At 66.3% G+C, this 21,993-nt stretch carries 18 protein-coding genes; 5 read left to right on the top strand and 13 right to left on the bottom strand.

What is annotated here, in order from left to right:
* Window positions 1-119: 119 nt before the first annotated feature.
* Both VF34_RS20350 and VF34_RS20355 read right to left on the bottom strand, forming a co-directional pair.
* Entirely contained in the window at window positions 120-2,030 is a 1,911-nt protein-coding gene (locus tag VF34_RS20350; RefSeq protein WP_032374675.1) for a hypothetical protein, read from the bottom strand.
* Window positions 2,027-2,332 carry a type VII secretion target gene (locus tag VF34_RS20355; protein ID WP_027496348.1) on the bottom strand — a complete coding sequence of 102 codons (306 nt, stop codon included), beginning with the start codon at window positions 2,330-2,332 and terminating at the stop codon, window positions 2,027-2,029. The genes VF34_RS20350 and VF34_RS20355 overlap by 4 nt, the downstream gene beginning before the upstream one ends.
* 150 nt (window positions 2,333-2,482) lie before the next feature.
* On the opposite strand from VF34_RS20355, the gene VF34_RS20360 reads away from it, so the two are divergent.
* Complete coding sequence (locus VF34_RS20360; RefSeq protein ID WP_027496347.1) at window positions 2,483-3,523, top strand: LLM class F420-dependent oxidoreductase; 1,041 nt, start codon at window positions 2,483-2,485, stop codon at window positions 3,521-3,523.
* Window positions 3,524-3,526: 3 nt separating this feature from the next.
* Here VF34_RS20360 and glmM read toward each other — a convergent pair whose 3' ends face one another.
* From glmM to VF34_RS20400, 8 genes are all read right to left on the bottom strand, one after another.
* Complete coding sequence (gene glmM / locus VF34_RS20365; RefSeq protein WP_027496346.1) at window positions 3,527-4,873, bottom strand: phosphoglucosamine mutase; 1,347 nt, start codon at window positions 4,871-4,873, stop codon at window positions 3,527-3,529.
* A gap of 106 nt (window positions 4,874-4,979) precedes the next feature.
* Entirely contained in the window at window positions 4,980-5,504 is a 525-nt protein-coding gene (gene rpsI / locus VF34_RS20370) for a 30S ribosomal protein S9 (RefSeq protein ID WP_027496345.1), read from the bottom strand.
* A complete protein-coding gene (rplM, locus tag VF34_RS20375; RefSeq protein WP_027496344.1) occupies window positions 5,501-5,944 on the bottom strand; it encodes a 50S ribosomal protein L13 in 444 nt (147 codons plus the stop codon). Before rplM ends, rpsI begins: the two co-directional genes overlap by 4 nt.
* Window positions 5,945-6,128: 184 nt before the next feature.
* On the bottom strand, window positions 6,129-6,470 hold the full coding sequence (locus VF34_RS20380) for a TraR/DksA family transcriptional regulator (RefSeq protein ID WP_027496343.1): 342 nt from the start codon (window positions 6,468-6,470) through the stop codon (window positions 6,129-6,131).
* A 112-nt stretch (window positions 6,471-6,582) separates the two neighbouring features.
* Window positions 6,583-6,864, bottom strand: coding sequence for a WXG100 family type VII secretion target (locus tag VF34_RS20385; RefSeq protein WP_032365622.1), 282 nt, complete (start codon window positions 6,862-6,864; stop codon window positions 6,583-6,585).
* 63 nt (window positions 6,865-6,927) lie between these two features.
* Window positions 6,928-7,266, bottom strand: coding sequence for a WXG100 family type VII secretion target (locus VF34_RS20390; protein ID WP_032365623.1), 339 nt, complete (start codon window positions 7,264-7,266; stop codon window positions 6,928-6,930).
* 187 nt (window positions 7,267-7,453) lie between these two features.
* Window positions 7,454-8,950 (bottom strand): type VII secretion-associated protein, encoded by a 1,497-nt coding sequence (locus tag VF34_RS20395; protein ID WP_080733354.1) that lies wholly within the window; start codon window positions 8,948-8,950, stop codon window positions 7,454-7,456.
* Window positions 8,947-12,933: a type VII secretion protein EccC gene (locus VF34_RS20400; RefSeq protein ID WP_032374677.1), complete on the bottom strand. Its 3,987-nt coding sequence runs from the start codon at window positions 12,931-12,933 to the stop codon at window positions 8,947-8,949. The genes VF34_RS20395 and VF34_RS20400 overlap by 4 nt, the downstream gene beginning before the upstream one ends.
* 210 nt (window positions 12,934-13,143) lie before the next feature.
* Between VF34_RS20400 and VF34_RS20405 the strand changes: the two genes are divergently transcribed.
* From VF34_RS20405 to mycP, 3 genes are all read left to right on the top strand, one after another.
* Entirely contained in the window at window positions 13,144-14,133 is a 990-nt protein-coding gene (locus tag VF34_RS20405; RefSeq protein ID WP_027496339.1) for an LLM class flavin-dependent oxidoreductase, read from the top strand.
* A 127-nt stretch (window positions 14,134-14,260) separates the two neighbouring features.
* Complete coding sequence (eccD, locus tag VF34_RS20410; protein WP_052063069.1) at window positions 14,261-15,817, top strand: type VII secretion integral membrane protein EccD; 1,557 nt, start codon at window positions 14,261-14,263, stop codon at window positions 15,815-15,817.
* Entirely contained in the window at window positions 15,778-17,196 is a 1,419-nt protein-coding gene (gene mycP / locus VF34_RS20415; protein ID WP_045841991.1) for a type VII secretion-associated serine protease mycosin, read from the top strand. The genes eccD and mycP overlap by 40 nt, the downstream gene beginning before the upstream one ends.
* 22 nt (window positions 17,197-17,218) lie before the next feature.
* On the opposite strand, the gene eccB is transcribed toward mycP, so the two are convergent.
* Window positions 17,219-18,673 carry a type VII secretion protein EccB gene (gene eccB / locus VF34_RS20420; protein ID WP_032374698.1) on the bottom strand — a complete coding sequence of 485 codons (1,455 nt, stop codon included), beginning with the start codon at window positions 18,671-18,673 and terminating at the stop codon, window positions 17,219-17,221.
* 131 nt (window positions 18,674-18,804) lie between these two features.
* Here eccB and eccE point away from each other — a divergent pair, with 131 nt between their 5' ends.
* Complete coding sequence (eccE, locus tag VF34_RS20425) at window positions 18,805-20,496, top strand: type VII secretion protein EccE (RefSeq protein ID WP_032374679.1); 1,692 nt, start codon at window positions 18,805-18,807, stop codon at window positions 20,494-20,496.
* A 5-nt stretch (window positions 20,497-20,501) separates the two neighbouring features.
* Here eccE and VF34_RS20430 read toward each other — a convergent pair whose 3' ends face one another.
* Together VF34_RS20430 and truA are read right to left on the bottom strand one after the other, a co-directional pair.
* The gene (locus tag VF34_RS20430; RefSeq protein WP_045841992.1) at window positions 20,502-21,095 is read right to left on the bottom strand and encodes an NADPH-dependent FMN reductase; all 594 of its coding nucleotides are present in this window, start codon (window positions 21,093-21,095) and stop codon (window positions 20,502-20,504) included.
* Window positions 21,092-21,988, bottom strand: a complete 897-nt coding sequence (gene truA / locus VF34_RS20435) for a tRNA pseudouridine(38-40) synthase TruA (protein WP_027496334.1) — start codon at window positions 21,986-21,988, stop codon at window positions 21,092-21,094. The genes VF34_RS20430 and truA overlap by 4 nt, the downstream gene beginning before the upstream one ends.
* Window positions 21,989-21,993 lie beyond the last annotated feature (5 nt).

Genomic DNA, 21,993 nt, shown 5'->3' on the forward strand with positions numbered 1-21,993 from the left:
CCCCACATCGGTTCTCGCCGGTTCTCTTGGATTTCGTAGCCGTTCGGCGGCATCCGCCATCGCCGACCGATGCGCGTCGCGAATACGGTGCAGTTCACGACGCCACGCGGGGTCCGGATTCACAGTGCACCCGCCTCGCTCAAGCCCGCGCCGGACCCCGCCGAGCTGGGCTGAGGTTCGGTGACCGGAGGGGCCACGGGAGCTGCAGGTACCTCATGAGTCTCGTTCGAGCCCTGCCGGACGGAGCGCTCCTCGCCCGAAGTTTCCGGAACGCATACCTCCGGAGTGTCCGCGGTCGATGCGGGCTGCAAGTCCGTCGGTTCACTACCCACCTGCGGCTCGTCGGCCGGTGCGACATCCACCGGCGGTGAGGTCGCTGTGTTCGGCTCGGGAGCGCCGGACTCGGCAGAAGGAGGTGCCGGTTCGATCTCGGGTTCTGCATCGGGTGTGGTTCGATCCCCCGCGGCGGGCTCCGGCGGTTCCACGGTCGCCGAAGACCGGTTCGACACCCCGACACCGCTCGGATCGACGGTCCCGGGAACTTCGACGATCTCCGGCAACCCGAAGGGACCGACGCGCAACTCGAACGTGCGCACCCCGAGGCCCGGTGTCTCGAGTCGAAGCGTTACGGCCCCATCGTGTTCGAGCGCGATACGGGCACGATGGCCGTCGAGTTCGGCCTCGAGATGTCCGCGCTCGCCGACGACCTTCGATGCATCACCGAATTCCGGCGACGGGATCGAAGCGGGCGGATCATCGAGCGTTGCAGTCGGATTGGGTTCTGCGGTGGGGTTGGGTTCTGAGGCGGGGTTGGGTTCTGCGGTGGGTCCGGATTCTGCAGTGGGGTCGGCATCGGTCTCGTCGCTGACACTCCCGTCGCCGGTCGTGTCACCGAGCGCCTCGACAACCCGGTCCACGATGTCGTCCACAATGCCGTCCACAATGCCGTCGACGAGTCCGGCGACTGCATCGACCCGACTGTCTTCACGACCATTGTCGTTCTCGGTTTCGCCCCACGCCGTGGGACCGGTGGCACGTGCATCCGGAGCAGGTGCCGGTTGCGCCGGCGGAGCCGCGGCCGGCACCTCGGACGGAGGGTGGGCTGCCGATGCGGGTCCGGTGACGGCTGCCTCTCCCCCAGCTCCGGCCGTGACCGCCGCAGGGCAGTTCTCGGGCGACGACCGCTCACTCGATTTCTCAGCAACAGCCAGTGGCACCCAACTGCGCTCGTCGAGCTCGTCGAACACGGGGTGGACGACTTCCTCGATGACCTTCACCACCAGGGCCAGGCACTCTCGAACGGCCGTGTCCGTGGCCGTGCAGGCAGACGACACTGCGGCACACGTGCGTTGCACATGTGGCACGAACTCGCCCTCGATCCATTCTCGAGACCGGTCGGCGACCTCGGCCGCGAACTCGTCCGATACGTCTGCTCGCGCGAATCGCTCGGCCCATTCCGGAAACGCCGGTGCCAGGCGGGCGAACACGGTTGCCCGGTCGACCGGGACGCACTCGATGCCCGACGCCAGCAGAAGCGCATCGATTCGGTCGGGATCGTGTCCTTCCACGGCGTCGGTATCGAGGCTTCCGACGAGCTCGGCCTTGTCGGTCACAGCCTCACGCAGTACGTCCACAGCCGCGTACATCGTTTGCAGCGCATCCTCGACCGAGTCGAGAAGCACCCCTGCTCTCTCCTGCTCGGTGGCCACATATCGCTGGGCCGTCTCACCGGCGTCACCGTGCCACCGCAGTCGAAGAACGATCAGGAGCTGCGTCTGCTCGTCCAATTGTTCACCCAGCGCCGCAGCCATAGCCCCGACCGCATCTGCGTCGGACGCCAGAGCCTCCAGGTTCAGGCCGCGCTGCTCGTCGTACCGTGCACACACCTCGTCGTAGCGCGGGACTTCGCTGCCGGGAACGCGCTCGGCCAACGGCAGGAAACGCTCGAAATACAGCAGCCCGACGGCATTGGCGTCGAGAATCTCGTCGACCGATGCTGCCTCGGCGGGCGAGGTGGAAGAAACAGTCACCGCAACGAGTCGATCGCGTGGGCACCGGCGTCGTCCTGTATTTCGTACGCGCTCATCGCGGCGACGAGGGCATCCGCGATGTCGTCGACCGACGATCGCCACACCCCGACGGCTCGCCCGAGCCCGGAGTGGGCGTCGAGATAGGCCGCGCCCAGGTCTCCGTAGTTCCGTCCTGCGGCGGCGGTACCGAATCCCGGTGATGCGATCGAATCGGCTGCCGTGCCCAGGGCCTCCGCCGACGCCGTCATCGAGTTCGCCACCTCGCGCACGCGGACCGCGTCCACCCAGAATCCGTCGCTCATCGCCCGCCCGTTCCCGCTGGAAGTGCCCCTTTCCCACTATGACGTGCGCCGACTCCCATCGGTTCCCCGGCGAGCGGTAACGTCCCGATACGAAACGTCGGTAACAGACAACCGAGCAGCTCCACCAGCTACTCGAGAACGAGGAGTCCCATGCATATCGGAACGATGCTGAACTACAGCGGTGGTTTCACCGAGACCGTTGCCGAGGTAGCCGAACTCGAGAAGGCGGGCCTCGACATCATCTTCGTGCCCGAGGCCTATTCTTTCGACGCCGTCAGTCAACTCGGGTTCCTTGCGGCCAAGACGAGCACGATCAAGATCGCGTCGGGCATCTTCCAGATCTACACGAGAACGCCGTCGCTGACGGCCATGACGGCCGCCGGCCTCGACTACGTTTCCGACGGGCGCTTCGTTCTCGGACTCGGCGCATCCGGGCCACAGGTCGTCGAGGGTTTCCACGGCGTCAAGTACGACGCACCCATCGCCAGAACCCGTGAGGTCATCGAGATCTGCCGCCAGGTGTGGCGTCGAGAAAAAGTGCAGTATCAGGGCAAGCACTACCAGATCCCGTTGCCGGCGGACAAGGGAACCGGCTTGGGCAAGCCACTCAAGCTGATCAATCACCCTGTGCGCGAACGAATTCCGGTCGTCATCGCCGCTCTCGGACCGAAGAACGTCGAGCTCACCGCAGAGATCGCAGAGGGCTGGCAGCCCATCTTCTACTTCCCGGAGAAGGCAGCCGACGTGTGGGGCGAATCGCTGGCCGCAGGCAAGGCCAAACGCGATCCGTCACTCGGCGAACTCGAGGTGTTCGCCAGTCCCACCCTGGCCATCGGCGAGGACGCGGACAAGTACCTCCCCTGGGTCAAGCCGCACCTGGCGCTCTACATCGGCGGCATGGGAGCCAAGGGAAAGAACTTCTACAACTCCCTTGCTCAGCGCTACGGCTACGAAGCCGAGGCCGAGAAGATTCAGGACCTGTACCTCGCCGGCAAGAAAGAGGAAGCAGCAGCGGCGGTTCCGGACGAGCTCGCGCGTTCGGTGAATCTCATCGGACCGGAGAGCTACGTCAAGGAGCGCGTGGCAGCCTTCGCCGAAGCCGGCGTGACGACACTCAACGTCGCACCGTTGGCCGAGGACACCGCAGGACGCGTCGCGCAGCTCACCGCCTTGCGAGAACTCACCGCCTGACGATCAGACCGCCGCGACCCGGCCCGCCAACTCCTCGGCGAGCCGGGTCGCGACGTCGAGTTCCGACGCTTCCACCATCACTCGCACGAGCTGTTCGGTCCCGCTGGGACGCAACAGAACTCGCCCCGATTGGCCGAGCTCGAGCTCGGCGACGGCCACGGCGTCCGACACCGACGGTGCCGACGCCACCGCAGCTTTGTCCGAGACACGTACGTTGATCAACACCTGGGGCAGCGTGCGCATCGGCGACGCCAGATCCGCCAGGGTGCGTCCGGTCCGGGCCATCCGCTCCATCACACGCAGCGCGGTCGCGATCCCGTCGCCGGTCGTCCCGATCGCGGGCAGTACGACGTGCCCGCTCTGCTCACCGCCGAGCGCGTACCCTCCGCGGCGCAACTCCTCGAGGACGTATCGATCACCGACTGCGGTGGTGCGCAACGTGATTCCCGCTTCGCGCATCGCGATGTGGAGCCCGAGGTTGCTCATGACGGTGGCGACCAACGTGTTGTCGGTCAGCGTGCCGTTCTCACTCATCGCGATGGCCAGCACAGCCATGATCGCGTCCCCGTCCACCACCGCACCGGAGGCATCGACGGCGAGGCAGCGGTCGGCGTCGCCGTCGTGCGCGATCCCGAGGTCGGCCCCGTGCTCGACGACAGCCTTCTGCAGCCCTTCCAGGTGCGTCGAACCACACCCGTCGTTGATGTTCAGCCCGTCGGGCTCGGCGTTGATCGCCACGACCGTCGCACCGGCCCGGCGGTAGATCTCCGGTCCGACCGTCGAGGCTGCACCGTGCGAGCAATCCACCACGACGGTGACACCGTCGAGTCGGTGCGAGAGCGGTGCGACGAGGTGCCCGGCATAGAGCTCGGCAGCGTCGGGAGCGACGTCGATGCGACCGATGGCAGCGCCGGTCACATCGACCGGCTTCTCGGTGCGGCCGTCCACCCCGAGCAACGCCTCGATGCGATCTTCCATGTCGTCGTCGAGCTTGTGCCCGCCTGCGGCGAAAATTTTGATTCCGTTGTCGGGCATCGCATTGTGCGAGGCGGAGATCATCACGCCCAGCGCCGCGCCGTATTCGCCGGTGAGGTAGGCGACCGCGGGGGTCGGCAGCACGCCCACGTCGATCACGTCGACACCCGAGGCAGTGAGCCCGGCCGACACTGCGGCACCGAGCATCGAACCGCTGATTCTGGGGTCACGACCGACGACCGCTGTCCGTCGACCACCGTCGACATCCGGTGCCAGCACGGCGGCGGCAGCCCGGGCGATGGTCATGGCGAGCTCTGCCGTCAGGACCCCGCCTGCGAGTCCCCTCACTCCGTCGGTGCCGAACAATCGCGCCATGAATGAAGACCCCTTCGAACAGAGAGAACGTCGTCGGAAAATGCCTCGAGGGCAGGCATCCGATCTTGCTGGAGCCTGCCCTCGAGGATGGAACGGGTAAGACGCGTCAGCGCTTGGAGTACTGCGACGCCTTACGGGCCTTCTTCAGGCCGTACTTCTTGCGCTCGACCGCACGCGCGTCACGCGTGAGGTAGCCGGCGGCCTTGAGAGCCGGGCGATCGTCCGGGGTGAGCTCGATCAGCGCACGCGAGATGGCCAGACGCAGCGCGCCTGCCTGTCCCGACGGTCCGCCACCGTGCAGCAGTGCCACGATGTCGAAGGACTCTGCTCGGTCGACCAGCACCAGAGGAGCCTTGATCAGCTGCTGGTGCACCTTGTTCGGGAAGTAATCCTCGAGGGTGCGGCCGTTGAGCTTGAATCCACCGGTGCCCGAGGACAACCGAACACGAGCGACGGCTTCCTTGCGGCGGCCGACGGTCTGGATCGGGCGATCGAACACGATGGGGGCCGGAGCTGCAGCAGCTTCGATTTCCGTGGCCACCTCGGGATCTTCCACTGCCACGAACTCGTCGGCGGCGATCTCTTCGATGTTCTCCTGCGACGTCACGTCATTTCCCTCCGGCGCCGTCACTGGGACACCTGCTTGATCTCGAACGGAACGGGCTGCTGAGCGGCATGCGGGTGGTTCGGTCCCGCGTAGACCTTCAGCTTGCTCGCGATGGCATTTCCGAGCTTGTTCTTCGGGATCATGCCGACAACGGCCTTCTCCACGAGACGGTCGGGGTTGTTCTCGAGCACCTGACGCGTCGAGCGCGACTTCAGACCGCCCGGATGGCCGGAGTGGTGGTGGTGGAACTTGCCATCGAGCTTGTTGCCACTGATGGCAACTTTCTCGGCGTTGATGATGACGACGAAGTCGCCACCGTCGACGTTGGGTGCGTAGGTGGGCTTGTGCTTACCGCGGAGCAGTGTCGCGGCCTGGACGGCGAGGCGTCCGAGCACGACGTCCGTGGCGTCGATCACATGCCACGTCCGGGTGGTGTCCCCGGCCTTCGGGGCGTAAGTAGACACAGAAAATTCCTGTCTTCATGATGTCGCTGCTGGCCAAGACGTGTGGATGCCCTCGGCGGCCAGTTGAGACCCGAGGACAAGAGCTCTGCGCATCGAAGAAATGCGGCGAGCCCATACACGCCAACGGGGAACGATACCGGGAGCCGGCACCCAGGTCAAAACGCCTCCGACGCGGAAGACCGGCTCAGGACAGGCGAACGCACCGCACACAGCGGCGGGCCGCAGGCAATGCCTCGAGCCTGATCGCCGGTATCGACTCTCCGCACCGCTCGCACGTGCCGTACGTCCCGAGATCCCACCGCGTGGACGCGGCGTCGAGCTCGCGCATCTCGGACTCGGTGTCGGAGATCAGGGCTGCAATCTTGGCACGCTCGAAGGCGATGGTGGAACCCTCCGGGTCGTGTTCGTCGTCGTCGGTGGTCCACCGGCTGCCTTCGATGACCGACGCGAGCTCGTCGCGAAGGGAGTGCAGGCGGTGTTCGGCGCGAGAACGCTCGGCATCGATCGCCGTCCCGAAATCCGTCATCCGTCCAGTACACACCGCCACCGCAACCCACGCCAGGTGTCGCGCCCCCTCGACAGTCGTATGCCCCGACCGACAAGTGCCGATCGGGGCATACGACGCTCGTGGTCTACGGTCAGCGCGCCATGCGCGCCTTGTTCGCCATCTCCACCCCGTGCATGGCCTCGCCGCCGGTGCGGGCGGCCGCGACGAGGCTCGACAGAATGAGATTGAGCTCGTCGGATGCGGAGTTCCACTGACGCTGGAGTTCGTAGTAGGACGTCATCGCGTCGCCCTCCCACGATTCGTAGAGTCTCTTCGCAGTGCCGTCCACGTCGGCGAGAAGGTCTTTGGTCACGTTCGCCTGCTTGTTCATCGCCTCGGTCAACGCCGCGATCTGAGCGAAGTCGTACTTCATGTCGAATCAGTCTCCTAAATAGAGCTCGGTCGTGTGGTCGGCCGTCGGTGGCCGGTCGTGCCGTCAGTTGAACGTGGTCAGTCCCGAACCGAGCGATCCCGCCACCTGATTCACAGCCGCCACGTTGTCGTCGTCCGCATCGGAGTAGCCGTGGCCGTTGGTCTTGATGTCCGCCGAGATCTGCTCGAGCGCGCTGCGCATCTTCTGGGCACTGGTGTCCCACTGCGACATGACATCCTGAAACGACTTGCCGGCCTTGCCCACCCACGCCTCGGCGGTCTGCTCGACGATGGAACGCACGGCCGAGTTGGACGCATCGATCGACACGCTCAGGCCCTCGATCGTCGCCCCGGCAGCAACGAGCTCCTGCGGTGTGACGGTGACGCCGTTCGACGAACCCATAGATTCCGGTCCCCCTGGATATCCCACTTCGACTCCTCTGCTTCGATTTTCGTATTCACGTACGCCCGCGGCGCACATGACGCTCGACCGAGGGACCGCGTGCGGCCCGCTCACTCCCCTACATCTCCTTGGACGCAGCCACCCCTTGGTTCGGTTCCGGCATACGGCGAAAATCTGCGCGGCGGCCTCAACTCATCGGCACGATCTCCAGAGTCTGGGTGGCCAGATCACATTCGGTGTCGATCGCGGACGAGTCCGGTCCCTCGAACTGGCAGCCAATGCTCACCTGCACATCCGATTCGACCAGCACACGCCACAACACAGTGGACGCATCGGCCGGCCGCTCGACGTACGAGATCCCCACCCGACCTCCGAAATCACGGGCAGGCTCCAGCGATCCGATCGGGGAGTCGGGTCCACGCGCGTCGACTGCCGCACCGAGCTCGGACGCAACCTGTTCGAGCGTCGAGCCGGGCACCAGTTCCTGCACTGTGACGACGATGCGACGCTCGGGTGCTGTCGGCGGAATCAACACCATCCGGGCCGGGTCCTCCATCCTGGTCCAGGTCGCCGGTAGTCGCAGCGACGCCCGGCCCGAGACGAACGTCGCCGACGGGATCACCGACGGTGACTCGCTCGTCGCCGATACTGCTGTCGCCGAGGTCGTTTCGGTCGCGGGGGTCGTTTCGGTCGCGGGGGTGGCTTCGGTCGCCGATGCCGCCAGGGTGGCAGGCACCTCGAACGGCGGCGAGGTCGCGACGGCCACCTCTTGCGGAGACCGAAGGACGAACGTCAGTGCAACGACACCACCGGCAACGATGACCGATGCGGCCACCGCACCGAACACTCGAACCGGCAATCCGCTTCTTCGGGGAGGTGGCACCGCGACGGTCACTTCATCGAGCCATGCCGCCGAGCGCCCTGCCGCGGCTCGCCCTGGCGGGGCAGTTTCCACCTCAGCTCCCGCACGTCGATACAGAGACCTGGCGACGTCGAGTCCGGTCAGCCATCGTGCCGGATCTTCCGCAGCGGGGCTCGAGCTCGAACCCGACTCCGCCACGATGAAAATGTCCTCGGGACATTGCGACACCGACGATCGAAGGTAGTCGTCGGCTCGTCGTCGCCAGCTGTCGTCTCGTTCTCCGACAGCAAGTACTGCACCGATGTCGCCGCCGTGAGTTCTTGCCTCGTCCACCAGGACGACCGTCGTGTCGAGGGTGCCCACTTCGATCACCACCGCAGCAGCCGGTGCGCGTTCTCCCGCCGACGCGACCGCGGCGATCGCCGTCTCCACGACGACGACCTCGCTCGCCGACGTGGCGAACACGGCTCGGAGGAGCTCTCGACGCTCGTCGCCCCACGTCGAGGGATACGCGATCTCGAGCAGATCGAGTCGTTCGTGTATCCCGGCTCCCTGCAGCGCCGACCACACGATCCCGTGCACGACGTCGTCGCGATCCCACACTGCGTCGCCCACGAGGATCGATCGATCGTCGAGACACAGCAGCGGAGGGACCTCGGTGTCCGCGCCCGCCCGCCCGAAGACGAGTCGACCACCCTCCGATACCGCGTATGCGGATCCGACGTGTTCGCGTGGACCCTGCAGCGTCGCACCGGACGCGACGACAGAAATCTCCGAATGACTCAAATGCACAGCCGCGTAACGCCACTGCGGCCTCGTCAACTCGAGTGTCCGAGCTGCACGAGCGCGGGGCCGGACCGATCGACGAACACTCCACGTCCGGGCGGCATCGGGCTCGGACGCACGGTGCCGATCAAGCTCCCCTCGTCTCGGCTCCCGCTCATGACCAATCCCGGAGTCACCAGGTCGCGTAGCCGCCCGATCACCGGGTCGAACAGTGCCCGCCCCGCCCCGCCCGAGCGACGCGCCACGATGAGGTGCAGTCCGATGTCCCGGGCGTGTGGCAGATGCTCGACCAAGGGCGACAACGGGTTCCCGGACGCGGTGGCCACCAGGTCGTAATCGTCGACGACGACGAACACCTCGGGGCCGTCCCACCACGACCGCTCTCGGAGCTGCTGCTGGGTCACGTCCGATCCCGGCATGCGCCTGCTCATTCTGCCTGCGAGATCGACGATCATCGCCGTCAACGTCGCCTGCGCGGCCGCATAGCCGGCCAGATGCTCGGAATCGACTGTGCCCAAAAGAGTTCGACGGTAGTCCGCCACGATCAGTTTCACCCGATCGGGTGGGTTCGCATCGACCAACGATCGACAGATCCCCCGCAGCAGGGACGTCTTCCCGCATTCGCTGTCGCCGAAGACGACGAAATGTGGGTTCTCGGCGAAGTCGACCGTCACCGGAGCCAGCTCGGCCTCGTCGATGCCGATCGGAACCCTCAGTTCCGCAACGGTGCCACGGTCGCGGGGCCAGGCGCCGGCGAGTCGATCGAGCACCTCCGACCGTTCGAGCATCTCCGGCAACATGCGGACCGGCGGGGCAGGCGACCCCGTGGACGCTGCGGCGATCGCGCTGACGGACTCTGCGACAGCTCGGGACAGGTCGGCCACCGACCGACGGTCGTCGACCCGAGGCAGTGCGATCTGCAGGTGGAGACCGTCCTTGGTCATGCCCCGGCCCGGTCGGCCCTGCGGCACACTGGCGGCTTTCGTTCGGCCGATGTCCGAGTCCGACGGATCTCCGAGTCGCAGCTCGAGCCGGGTCCCGATCAGATCCTTCGTCGCGGGCCTCACTTCTGCCCAGCGAGAGGCCGTCAGAACGAGGTGCAGACCGAATGCCAGTCCCTGGGTCGTCAGCGTCGCGATCTGTTGTTCGAGACTCTCGAAGTCGGATCTGATGGACTGCCATCCGTCGATCACCAGGAAGACGTCGCCGAACCGGTCGTTCGCATCGACCGGTTGCATCGCCCGCAGCCGCCGGAACTCGACCATGGAATCGATGCCGCGATCTCGAAAAGTCTTCTCCCGCTGACGAACGACAGCCGCGACCTCGGCCACGGTCCGGCGCACTCGGTCGACGTCCAATCTGTTGGCCACCGATCCGACGTGCGGTAGTTCGGCCAACCCGGCCAGCGTTCCACCCCCGAAGTCCAAGCAGTAGAACTGAACCTGAGCGGGTGTGTGCGTCATCGCCAGAGCCATGATCAGCGACCGAAGGGCCGTCGATTTCCCCGACTGCGGAGCCCCCACGATCGCGACGTGCCCGGCTGCACCGGACAGGTCGACGGTGAGCAGATCCCGCCGCTGATCGAACGGCCTGTCGATGATGCCGATCGGCGCACGAAGTGTGCTCAGCGCATCGACGCCGCCGCTCAGTACCGACCGAGGCAGTAAGCGGGTCAGTGTCGGTGCCTTGTCCAACGGCGGTAGCCATACCTCGTGGGCCGGCATACCGCGGCCTGCGATTCGGCCGACGACGACGTCGAGAACGGTCGCGCCGGTGTCGTCGTGCTCGACCGGATCCGGTTCGACCACCGGCTCGACACGGACGTCGTTCTCGATGGGATCGACCACGACCGGATATGCGGTGAACGGCCTCGGACGGATATCGACGCCCTGCGCGGCGGGTGCCCCCGCACTCGAACGTGGCGGAACGTACGGTCCGGACACGTAGGCCGCAGCGAAGCGGACGATCTCGGCCGAATCGCACTTGAGATAGCCGGCACCGGGCTGAGCAGGCAGGTGGTACGCGTCGGGAACACCGAGAACGGAACGTGACTCGTTGGCCGAGAACGTTTTCAGACCGATTCGATAGGACAGATGACTGTCGAGTCCGCGCAGCTTCCCTTCTTCCAGACGCTGACTGGCCAACAACAGATGCATGTGCAACGAACGTCCGAGTCGCCCGATCGCCACGAACAAATCCGCGAATTCCGGTTGCTGACTGAGCAATTCCGAGAACTCGTCGACCACCACGAACAGAGCGGGCAACGGCACCAGAGCAGCTCCCGCTGCGCGCGCCTTCTCGTAGTCGGACACATTGGCGAAGTTTCCGGCCGAGCGCAGCAACTCCTGCCGACGGTTCATCTCGCCGGCGAGGGCATCACGCATCCGGTCGACCAGAGCCAGGTCCTCGGACAGGTTGGTGATCACGGCCGCCACGTGCGGCGCGGCCTCGAGCCCCGCGAAGGTCGCCCCGCCCTTGAAGTCGACCAGTACCAGGTTCAACTGCTGCGGGGCGTGGGTGGACACCAATCCGAGAACGAGCGTACGCAGAAACTCCGACTTACCCGAACCCGTTGCGCCGATGCATAATCCGTGTGGACCCATGCCGTTCTCGGCAGACTCCTTCAAATCGATCTCGACCGCGCTGCCGTCGGGTGCGACGCCGATGGGTACCCGCAACCGGTCTCGACCGCGACGCACGGTCCACGCTCGATCCGTATCGAGCGCACCGACGTCGGCGATTCCGACGAGGCTGTTCCATCCCGACACTGCGGCCCCGTCGTCGGTGACGGTATCGACAGCGGAGGGCGACGACGGCGCGCGATACGGAGAAAGGCGTCGAGCAACGGCGTGTGCCTCGATGGTACTCATCGCGTCCGCCACAGCGAAGACCTCGACTGCCGTGCCGCTGACCGCACCGATCGAGCCGTTCTCGACCACCAGCTGGAGCCCGCGACTTGCCGCCAGTCGCGTGCACAACCCGGACAGGTCGACGATGGTGACGGAATCGAGGCCGGTGTCGGTGAGGTCGGTCGAACGGTTGGCGACCAGTCCGCCGTCCACCACGATCACCAACTGCGTGACCCCACTGTTCACCGCCCCACGTGCGAAGCGATTTCGCATCGACAGGACGTCCCCCAGCGCGCTCTCGAGCTCGAGGACACTGCCGAAGATCATTCGCGCAGAACCGGCACCGTCTCGCAACACGTCGTGTTGTGTGTGCGGCAGCCACTTGGTCCATTCCCACTGCTCCACGGTGTCGGGGCCGCAGACGACGGCAACCGCGAGGTGGTCCGGTCCGTGAAAGGTACAGAGATAGGCGACCATCGAGCGCACCATCGCACGAGCGGCATCGCGATCCCCGGCTATCGACAGAGCGGCGAATCCCCTCAGCGACACGGCAATCGGCAACTCGGACACCACCGAGTGTGCTCGCACGAATCGGCGCAGCGACACCGCGGACACCGGTTCCAGCTCTTCCACAGGTCCGGTCTCGGGAGGCACGAGTCGGGTCGCCAAACGCTGATCACCGAGCCCGACCCGCACGTGGGCGAAGTCGGCGTCCTGAGGCCGACGTTCCCACATACGCTGCGTTCCGGCCGTCGACCACAGAGTGCCCGGATCCGGGTGGCTCCACTCGAGTGCCCTGCGCTGATCTCGCTCGGTGTCGGCGACGTCTCGTCGAAGCTGGTCGAGATACCGCAGATAGTCCTTACGGTCCTCGTTCGCCTCGGCGGTACGTGCTCCCCCGGACTTGCCCCCGCCGGCCAACATGCCCACCATCGACATCAGCATCATGGCTGGGAACATCAACATCATCGGGTTCGCTGCCGCACCGGAAGTGAACATGAGCGCAACCATTCCGACCATGGCGGCGACCATCACCAGCGGCATCAGCTTCATCAGGAGATTGCCGGGTACCGCGCGCGGCACGGGAGGCGGCGGTTGAAGTACGACCTCGCCGCCCGGTGACCGAGGTACTTCCCGGCGCGCGCTGCGAACGAAGCGCACGGTACTCATCGATCAGCCCCCACGGCCGCGCCCCCACAACTGCATTCGCGGCGACCTCCCCCCGAGGCCGCGTGGACGACAGGCTAACGCATGCACAACCGGAGGGTCCACCGTTGCATCGAAGCATCGGGATACAGAAATAGAACGGCACCGCATTCGGTTGAACAAAGAATGCGGCTCCGAGGCCGCACATGTTCGACGAACGAAAGGTCGGCTTCCGTGTCCGTACCCCTGTCCATCCTCGATCTCGCACACGTGGGCGAGGGCGAAACAATCCGAGACAGTTTCGACGCCAGCGTGACGCTCGCCCAGCATGCCGAGAACTGGGGTTACCAGCGCATCTGGTACGCCGAACATCACAACATGAAGACGATCGCATCGTCGGCGACGTCGGTGTTGATCGGGCACGTGGCCGCACACACGAAGCGAATTCGACTCGGCTCCGGCGGGATCATGCTTCCCAACCACGCGCCGCTCACCATCGCCGAGCAATTCGGCACGTTGGCCACGTTGTTCCCGGACAGGATCGATCTCGGACTGGGCCGCGCCCCCGGCAGCGACCAGGTGACCATGCGCGCCATGCGCCGCGACCCGGCGTCCTCGGACCGATTCCCTCAGGACGTCCAGGAGCTGCAGGGGTACCTGTCCCAGCAGTCCCTCGTCCCCGGGGTCAGTGCCACGCCGGGTGCCGGCACCGAGGTGCCGCTGTACATCCTCGGATCGTCTCTCTTCGGCGCACAGCTCGCGGCGGCCCTCGGCCTGCCGTATGCATTCGCGTCGCATTTCGCACCCGACGCACTCGAACAGGCCGTGGAGATCTATCGCCGCGACTTCCGTCCGTCGGCGCAGCTGTCCGAACCTCACCTCATCGTGGGCGTCAACGTGATCGCCGCGGACACCGTCGCCGAGGCTCAGGCCCAGTTCCTCCGCACCAAGAGAAGCCGCGTGAGCCTGCTGCTCGGACGGGGTCGCACCTTCACCGACGAAGAAGCCGACATGGTGCTGGAAGCACCTGCGGGGCAACAGATCTCGAAGATGACGAAGTACTCGGCCGTCGGGACACCCGACATGGTCAGGGAGTACCTCGACCGATTCGCCGAACGCACGGGAGCAGACGAGTTGATCGTCGCCTCGGGCGTCTCCGATCGTCGATCCTGGCTCAGGTCGTTCGAGCTGCTGGCCCAGGTGAGCGAGCTGGTTCCCGCCTGACTGCTGCGAGCAGGTCTCGGCGGAGGCGACAAGCGGTCGAGTGTCGGCGTGATGTCGTAGGGTGTGGACGCACGATGCCCGGGGGGCGGGCATCGACAGTGCACTGCACGCATCCGGGGGGATATCCATGACACGCGCCGACAGCCGTCCCGCAACGACGAACACACCGACCGACGCAGCCGAACCGACCATCGCCTCGGACCCGGCCCGACGTGCGCAGGGGCTGCGTGCCGTCTTCGCGCAGGACGTGTGTCGGGTGACGGTGTCGGCGAGGTCGACCCAGGTTGATATGGCACTGCCCGTGGACGTTCCGGTGTCGCTGTTGATTCCGGGGATCGTCGACATGATCGCGTCACGAGCGGAGCCTGCGGAAGGACCGGGTCCGGTCGGGAGCCGGACCGCGGACTCCGGATCCGACGGGTTGTCGGGGGCCTGGACGCTGTCCCGTATCGGACGTCCGCCGCTACCGTCGACGTCCACACTGTCCGAACTGGGCGTACGTGACGGCGACCTGCTCGTGTTGGGTGTCGCCGAGCGTCCGGCACCGACTCCGTTGTTCGACGATCTCATGGACGCCGTGGCCCGGGCCGGCAACGACGACGTCGCTCAGTGGACCGCGCGTACTGCACGCACGGTCGGTTCGATCGTCACGGGCTCGACGGTCCTGCTCGCCTGCGGAATCGTTCTGAGTGACCCGGTGCGAGCCGGTGCCGAGAACACGAGCAGCCCGGTCGAGGCAGTCGCCGCGGTCACGGCCGCGGTCCTGTTCGCCGTTGCGGGGATGATTCTCGGCCGGCTGTACGAGCAGGTGGCCGTCGCGGTGCTTTTCGGGGGATGCGCTTCGGCGCTGATGTTCACCGGTGGAACGCTGTTCGTGCCCGGCCAGTTCGGGGCAGCTCACGTGATGTTGGGTTCGGCCATGGCCGGCTCGATGGCGCTGTTGTCTCTGCGAATCGGCGGTGCCGGGCTCGCCGTGTTCACCGGGTCGATCGTGCTGGCAGTGTCGGCGTTCGCCGCGGCGGCCTGCGCGTTGTTCACCGTGATGACGCCGGCGGCCATCGGTACCGTCGCAGCACTGGTAGGTCTGACCGGAATCGCCGTGTCGGCCCGACTGTCGATGATGCAGGCGCGGCTTCCGTTGCCTCCGGTACCCACCGCCGGTGCCCCACTGGACACCGCCCAGGAGGCAGAGCTCGATTCGATGTCGTTCGCAGATCTGCAGGTGGCAGCTACGCGCGCACGGAGCTACCTGACGGGATTGCTCACGGCGTTCACGATCGTGGTGGTGATGGGAGTACTCGCTGCGGCGGCGAGCGACACCGCGACCGGTTCTGGGTGGCCCGGCATCGCCCTCGCCGCACTGTGCGCGCTGGTGCTACTTCTGCGCGGACGCACGTATGCCGTTGTGACACATGCCGTCCCACTCGTCGGTGGTGGTGCGGTCGTCCTGTTCTCGCTCTCGGTCGGGGCAGTGATCACATTTCCGGACCGTGCACTCGAGTTGTTCGGCGCGGCGTTGGCCGCCGCCGTCGTCGCATCCGTGTTCGGAGCCCTGGTTCCGACCCGCAACTATTCGCCGGTGATGCGGCGATCGGCCGAACTGGTGGAATACGCCGCGATCGCCCTCGTCATTCCGATCGCAGTATGGGTGTGCGGTCTGTACAGCGTCGTCCGCGGACTGTGACCGCGCGCCGGCGTCGAGCGCACACCGTTGCCGCGCTCACCGTCCTGACCCTCACCTACGAAGCCCTGATGGGACCGTCCTTCGCGCACGCCGAACGCCCGCTCATCGATCCGGTGCAACTGCCACCGCCAAGCCCTCCCGCGCCTTTGGAACCGACCGAGCAGAAGAACGCGTGCGCCGTCCCCTCCGAAACAATCGACGCCCAGGAAATTCCGACGGCGCAGCAAGCACTCGACTTCGCGTCCGTGTGGCCGATCACTCGCGGAGCCGGGCAACTGATTGCCGTCATCGATACGGGCGTCACGCCTCACCCACGTCTGCCGGGTCTGATTCCTGGGGGCGACTACGTCGGCACCGCCGACGGATTGTTCGACTGTGACGCGCACGGCACGATGGTGGCCGGTCTCATCGCCGCGCAGACGGCCTCCGGCAGCGGTTTCGCCGGCGGCGCTCCGGACGCCCGCATCCTGTCGATCCGTCAGTCCAGCAACGTGTTTCAAGTCGTGGACAACAGGACCGACCAGGAGAAGTCGACCGAACCCGAGAACGCTGCCGGGTACGGAAACGTACGGACGATGGCCATGGCAATCCGGACGGCGGCCGACGCAGGCGCATCGGTCATCAACATCTCCGAAGTGGCGTGCGTACCGGCCGGCGCAGGCGTCGCCGACGGCCCACTCGGCGCAGCGGTGCAGTACGCCGTTCGCGAGAGAAACGTCGTCGTCGTGGCCGCGGCGGGCAACTTCGGAAGCGACGCGTGCAGGGCACAGAACCCCATGCCCGACCCGGTCCGGCCCGAGGCGGACCCGTGGGAAGGGTTTGCGACCATCGCGACACCCGCCTGGTTCGACGACGTGTTGACCGTCGGTTCGGTCGAGTTGGACGGTTCGCCGTCGTCGTTCAGCCTGGCCGGACCATGGGTGGACGTGGCTGCTCCGGGCTCCAACATGACGTCGCTGTCACCGGCGGGCAACGGTCTGGCCAACGGCATTCGGGGCACCGACGGCGTAGTTCCCATGAGCGGAACCAGTTTCGCCGCACCGCTCGTCGCTGCGACAGCCGCACTGGTGCGGGCGTACAGGCCCGATCTGTCCGCTCTCCAAGTGATCGACCGCATCGAGCGAACAGCTCATGCGCCGGCCGACGGATGGAATCCGTCGGTCGGCCACGGCGTCGTCGATCCACTCGCTGCGGTAACCGACGTCGTGACACCGACGCAGCGAACCGTCCCCGCAGATGCGGTCGCGATCGGTGCGCCGCTCCCACCGCCGGCAGCCGATCATCGGCCCCGCGATGCGGCGGTGGCCGGGTCGGTAGTGGTCGCGGTGATTCTGGGCCTCGGAACGGCAGTCTCCATTCCCCTGCGCCGACGACTGTGATCGGCTCGCCCACTCGCCGGGACTACTTGGACGAAAGCGCGGCTGCCTGCGGGTCCGCCGCGACCCCGTCGTGCATGGTCAGCGCCTGACCACGCCCCAGAGTCGGCCCGCTGCCCAGCAACTGCAGAATCTGCCACGGTGCAGGCGCCGGGAGTCCGAAGCCCAATGCCGACGCTGCATCCGCACCCTCGACTCCGTAACGAACTCCCGTGTCGGCGACGAAGAAGACGCTGTCCTGACGGGTACTGGCCGTCGAGATACCGGTGCTTCGAACGAATCCGCCGCTACCCGGCGACAGATGGACCTGGTCGACCGCATCACCGCCGCCGTCCGCCTGAGCCAGTTCCACCGGTGAAGCGGTGGTATCGAGTGGCAACGACCGTCCTGCGGATTCGACCAGCTGCGCAGTCGGACCACCGTCGGCGACATCGAGTGGTGACCACGTCAGACACCCGACGGGCCTCTGACCCGAGTCGACGATGTCGGGAGTCGTCGGTGGAAAGGTCGATACGTCGAGCCCGGACATCGTCTTGGGAGCGTCGGCCAGGATGTCGGGATTGACGGCCGCGATGTCGGGGCTGCCCTGCGAGTCGGCGAACTTGACGAGTAGGGCTGCGGTTTCGCTGATGGCTTGGATGCCGTCCTCGAGCGCGACGTAGTACCGAACGTCGCGGCCGGCAACCTTGACCACGGAGCCGATAGGCCGGTTGTCGAACGGGTAGGCGGGGATCTCACCCGCTCGCGCTATGAACGGAGCCGTCACCGCAGGCGACTGCGGTACCGCGTTGAGCAGACCGGCACTGACCGGCGTCGGCGTCGCATCCTCGAGGCCCAGCGCACGAACGACAGCTCTGTCCGCCAGATCGACCGGCGACTTGGTGCCGTCGTGGACGAGATACGCCGCACCGCCCGAAGTCCACAGGAATGCTTCGGATGGGCCGAGCGCAGCCGCGTTCTCGCCGTAGCGGGGCTCCCCCACGATCACCGTCGTGGACGTGACGCCGGCGATCGGATCGACCGTGTCGCACACGGTCCACGACTCGGCCTCGCCGTCCGGGTCGTGCGGCAACGCCGACGGGGCACCGGGAATTCCGACCAGCGCACCGCGAGGTCGCGACGCCAGTTCCGACTCCTTCACCGTCACAGGGTTGTCGGGCCTTCCCACGATCAACCGCGCCGAAGCCAGGTTCAGCACCGGATGGAACACGCCGTCGACGCTGACGAACATGGCGGCCGACTCCTTACCGACCACGATCGACGCGTCGCCGATCTTGTCCTGAGGCCGAAACAGCGCCAGGGCAGCGCAGCCCGCCAGACCCACGCATGCGACGACGACACCCACCATGAGCGCGCGCGACTGCGACTTCATCGGGTCGTGCAACATCCGCGCGTCGCGCCTGATGAGGGCATGTTCCATTCGTCGGACGAGAAAGCGGTATCCGCCGACCTGCCATTTCGTCGTCGGAGTAGATGCCACGATTCCTCCCCAGGATTGTGCCGACCCGATCCCCCATCGGGTCACGCGACACAGTACAGTTCGTCCGCACCCATCGGCGACCGCGTCGGCGACGATCGATCGGGCTGCAACCTTCGGGGGGAGGGTATGTGATGACGCGTTCGAGGAGACGACGGCGCACGTCGGTCGTGTCGTTCGCCGTCCCAACTGTTCGAGGGTTGCTCGCGGCCGAAATAGCTACTGTGACAACAACTCTCGCGCTACTCGCGGCCGACGTGCCCGTCGAGTGGACGCTCACCGCCGCAGCGACGGTGTCGCTCGTACCGTTCGTCGCCTTTCGGCGAACGTCGATCGCCGGCTGGCTGGTCGTCGCTCTACGCTTCGGATCCGGCCGAGTCCCTGCCGTCGGGGTGACAACAGAACATGTCGACCCCGACGGCCGGCCCGTCGGAGTGCACTGGCAGCGCGATACCGTCACGTGCACCGTGGAGATCATTGCACCGGAACACGACACGACGGTGCTGGCGCGAACGCGAGCCGACACACGACACACGCTGCCCATCGAGGCGTTGACGTCGTGCTTTCGGCAGCACGACGTCGAGGTTGCCGCAATCGACATCGTCGCGCTCGGGTTTCGAACCGCCGACGGTTCGGTGGCCACCGACGTGTACGAGGGCCTCATCGGCCCGTTGCCCGCCGTCGCGCAGCGGACGGTGTGGGTGTCCGTCACTCTGGACGTACGAGCCAACGCCCGGGCGATGGCAGCGAGGGGCACGGGCCGGACGGGGGCGGCCCGAACCGCGGTCGTTGCAGCCCTCCGCATTGCACGCGCCTTGGAATCTCATGGACTGTCCACACGGCTGTCGACGGCCACGGAACTCCGAGCCGCGGCATTGCACCTGAGCCGCGGTGTCGACACCGACGACCTGACTCAGGTGTGGTCCTACGCTCCATTGCCCGGCGTCGCGAGTACGGGTTACGGAATCGATTGCAGCACAATCACTGTCGAGGATCTTTCGGCCTTGTGGGCGACACCGTCGCTGGGTACGACCATGTCCGTTCACCTGCGCCCCACCGACGAGCCGAGCCGCGTCCGCGTTCGTGCGTCGTGCAGATTCGCTGCGCGAGAGGCAATCTCGAGGCCCGATGTTGCTTCACTGACCTCGATGGCCGGACGTCAACGAGACGGCATTCTCGCTCAATTGCCACTGGCTGTGGCAACACACTCGGCAGTGATGCCGGTCGGAACCCTCTCGACCTCCGCACTGCAGGCCTGGGCGTTCCCGGTGAGTGGTTGCGGCCAACTACTGGGATCGGATACGAACGGAAACGGTGTGGCAGTGCGGATCTTCGGGGCGAACCTGCCGCGGGTCAGCATCGTGGGCGAGCTCTACCTCGCCCAACAGCTTCTGTTCCGAGCCGTGGCGACCGGAGCGCGAGTTGTCGTCAGAACGGACAGACCGCACGCCTGGGGAGCCCTCCGCGACGCCATCGGGGAACCCGCCCGGTTTCTGGTCGACAGCGACCACACACGGGTGCGGCCCTCGTACGACGTCGTCGTGGTCGACTTCGCAGACGGCTCCATCTCGCTCGATCACCAATCTGTCCCCGGCGTCACTGTGATCTCGCTGTCCGAACACGAACCGCCGCATGATCCGGCGGCACCCGGGCCGACCCGACAGGAATTCGCCGCGACACTGTCGATCGTCCAGCCGCGTGCGTCGGGTGACCGAATTCGGGTGCGTTCCGGTCCCATCGACATCGAACTGACGCTGGTCACCATTCCGCAGGAAACGGCGTTCATCGGTCGACCGAGAAGTCTTCGACCCGCCGTCCGAGTCTGACAGTGTCAGCCGGGGTACGGGACGCGCGCCCGTGCGCTCGACACTGCGCCGGCCCACCACTCGAGTTGGTCGAGCAATCGCCCCAAGGAGTCGACAGCAGCGGGATCGTCGACGCCACCGGCCTCGTCGAAACGCCGACGCACGCGATGGAGTGATACCGAATCCCGTACCGACACCATGTGTAGCTCTGCGGCGATGAGGCGCAGTTGCTCGGTCGCTCGCACACCACCCGCCAGACCACCATAGGAAACGAATCCCACTGGCTTGGAACGCCATTCGTACTTCACCGTGTCGAGTGCGGTCTTCAGCGAGCCGGGCACAGCGTGGTTGTATTCGGGAGTGACGAGGACGAACGCGTCGGCCTCGCCCACGATGCGGGTGAAACGTTCGGAGTCCTCGCTCGACGTCAAGCCGTTCGGGAGATCGAAGTCCGCGAGATCGACATCCACAACCGTGAGGGAGCCGCGCGCCGACGCCACGCTGCGTACCCAGGCTGCGACGGTGGGGCCCACCCGCCCCTCCCGAACGCTGCCGGTGACCACCGCGAGACGTATCGGCTGGATCGTGTCGGCACCGGACCCGGCGCAATCGTCGCTCATCCTTCTCCTCCACAACATTCGTCGCCGACGATTGCCGGTCGAGTCTCCCGGGTGGCAGCATTGCGCGCGGCCAACATGTCGGCGGGTGGATAGTCGACCCGCACCAGGGCAAGCCCGTGGGCCGGGGCCACCGCCACCTCGCTCGCGCGTTCTCGACGACCGAGCAGGGAACGTGCCCAGTCGGGGGTTCGTCGTCCTTCACCGACGGCCTGCATCGCCCCGACCAGACTGCGCACCATCGACCAGCAGAACGCATCGGCGCTGACGTACGCGGTCAGTCGATCCCCCTCGCGTTCCCAGTCGAAGCGCTGCAGTTCTCGCACTGTCGTGGCACCGTCTCGCCTCTTGCAGAACGCTGCGAAATCGTGCAGTCCGATCAGTGCCTGCGACGCCTCGCGTACCGCGTCCAGATCGATCGGCCGAGGCCAGGACACGACACCGGCGACATCCAGAGGATCGACGCCGTAGAGCGCTGTGCCGAATCGGTACTCGTAGTGACGGCGATATGCCGAGAACCGAGCGTCGAAGTCGGGCGAGACCTCCGTTATCGCACGAACCCGGACGTCGGCGGGAAGGAAGCGCGCCATTCTTCGAATCAACCGGTCGTGCTCGTCCGGCACACCCACGGCGTCGAAATGTGCAACCTGACCGGTCGCGTGCACTCCGGCGTCGGTTCGACCGGCCACCGTCAGCTCGACCGGTTGACGGAGCACAGTGGAGAAAGCCTCCTCGAGCACGCCACACACGGTTCGGATACCGGGTTGCCGAGCCCAGCCGGAGAAGTTCGTGCCGTCGTACGAGATGTCGAGCCGGTATCTGGTGGGGACCGACAAAGCGGGCCCGCCATCTCCTGAGGAAATGGCGGGCCCGCTTCGGTCGTGCTCGGAGCTCACAAGGA

This window comes from Rhodococcus sp. PML026, from assembly GCF_000963615.1.
Classification (GTDB): Bacteria; Actinomycetota; Actinomycetes; order Mycobacteriales; family Mycobacteriaceae; genus Rhodococcoides; species Rhodococcoides fascians.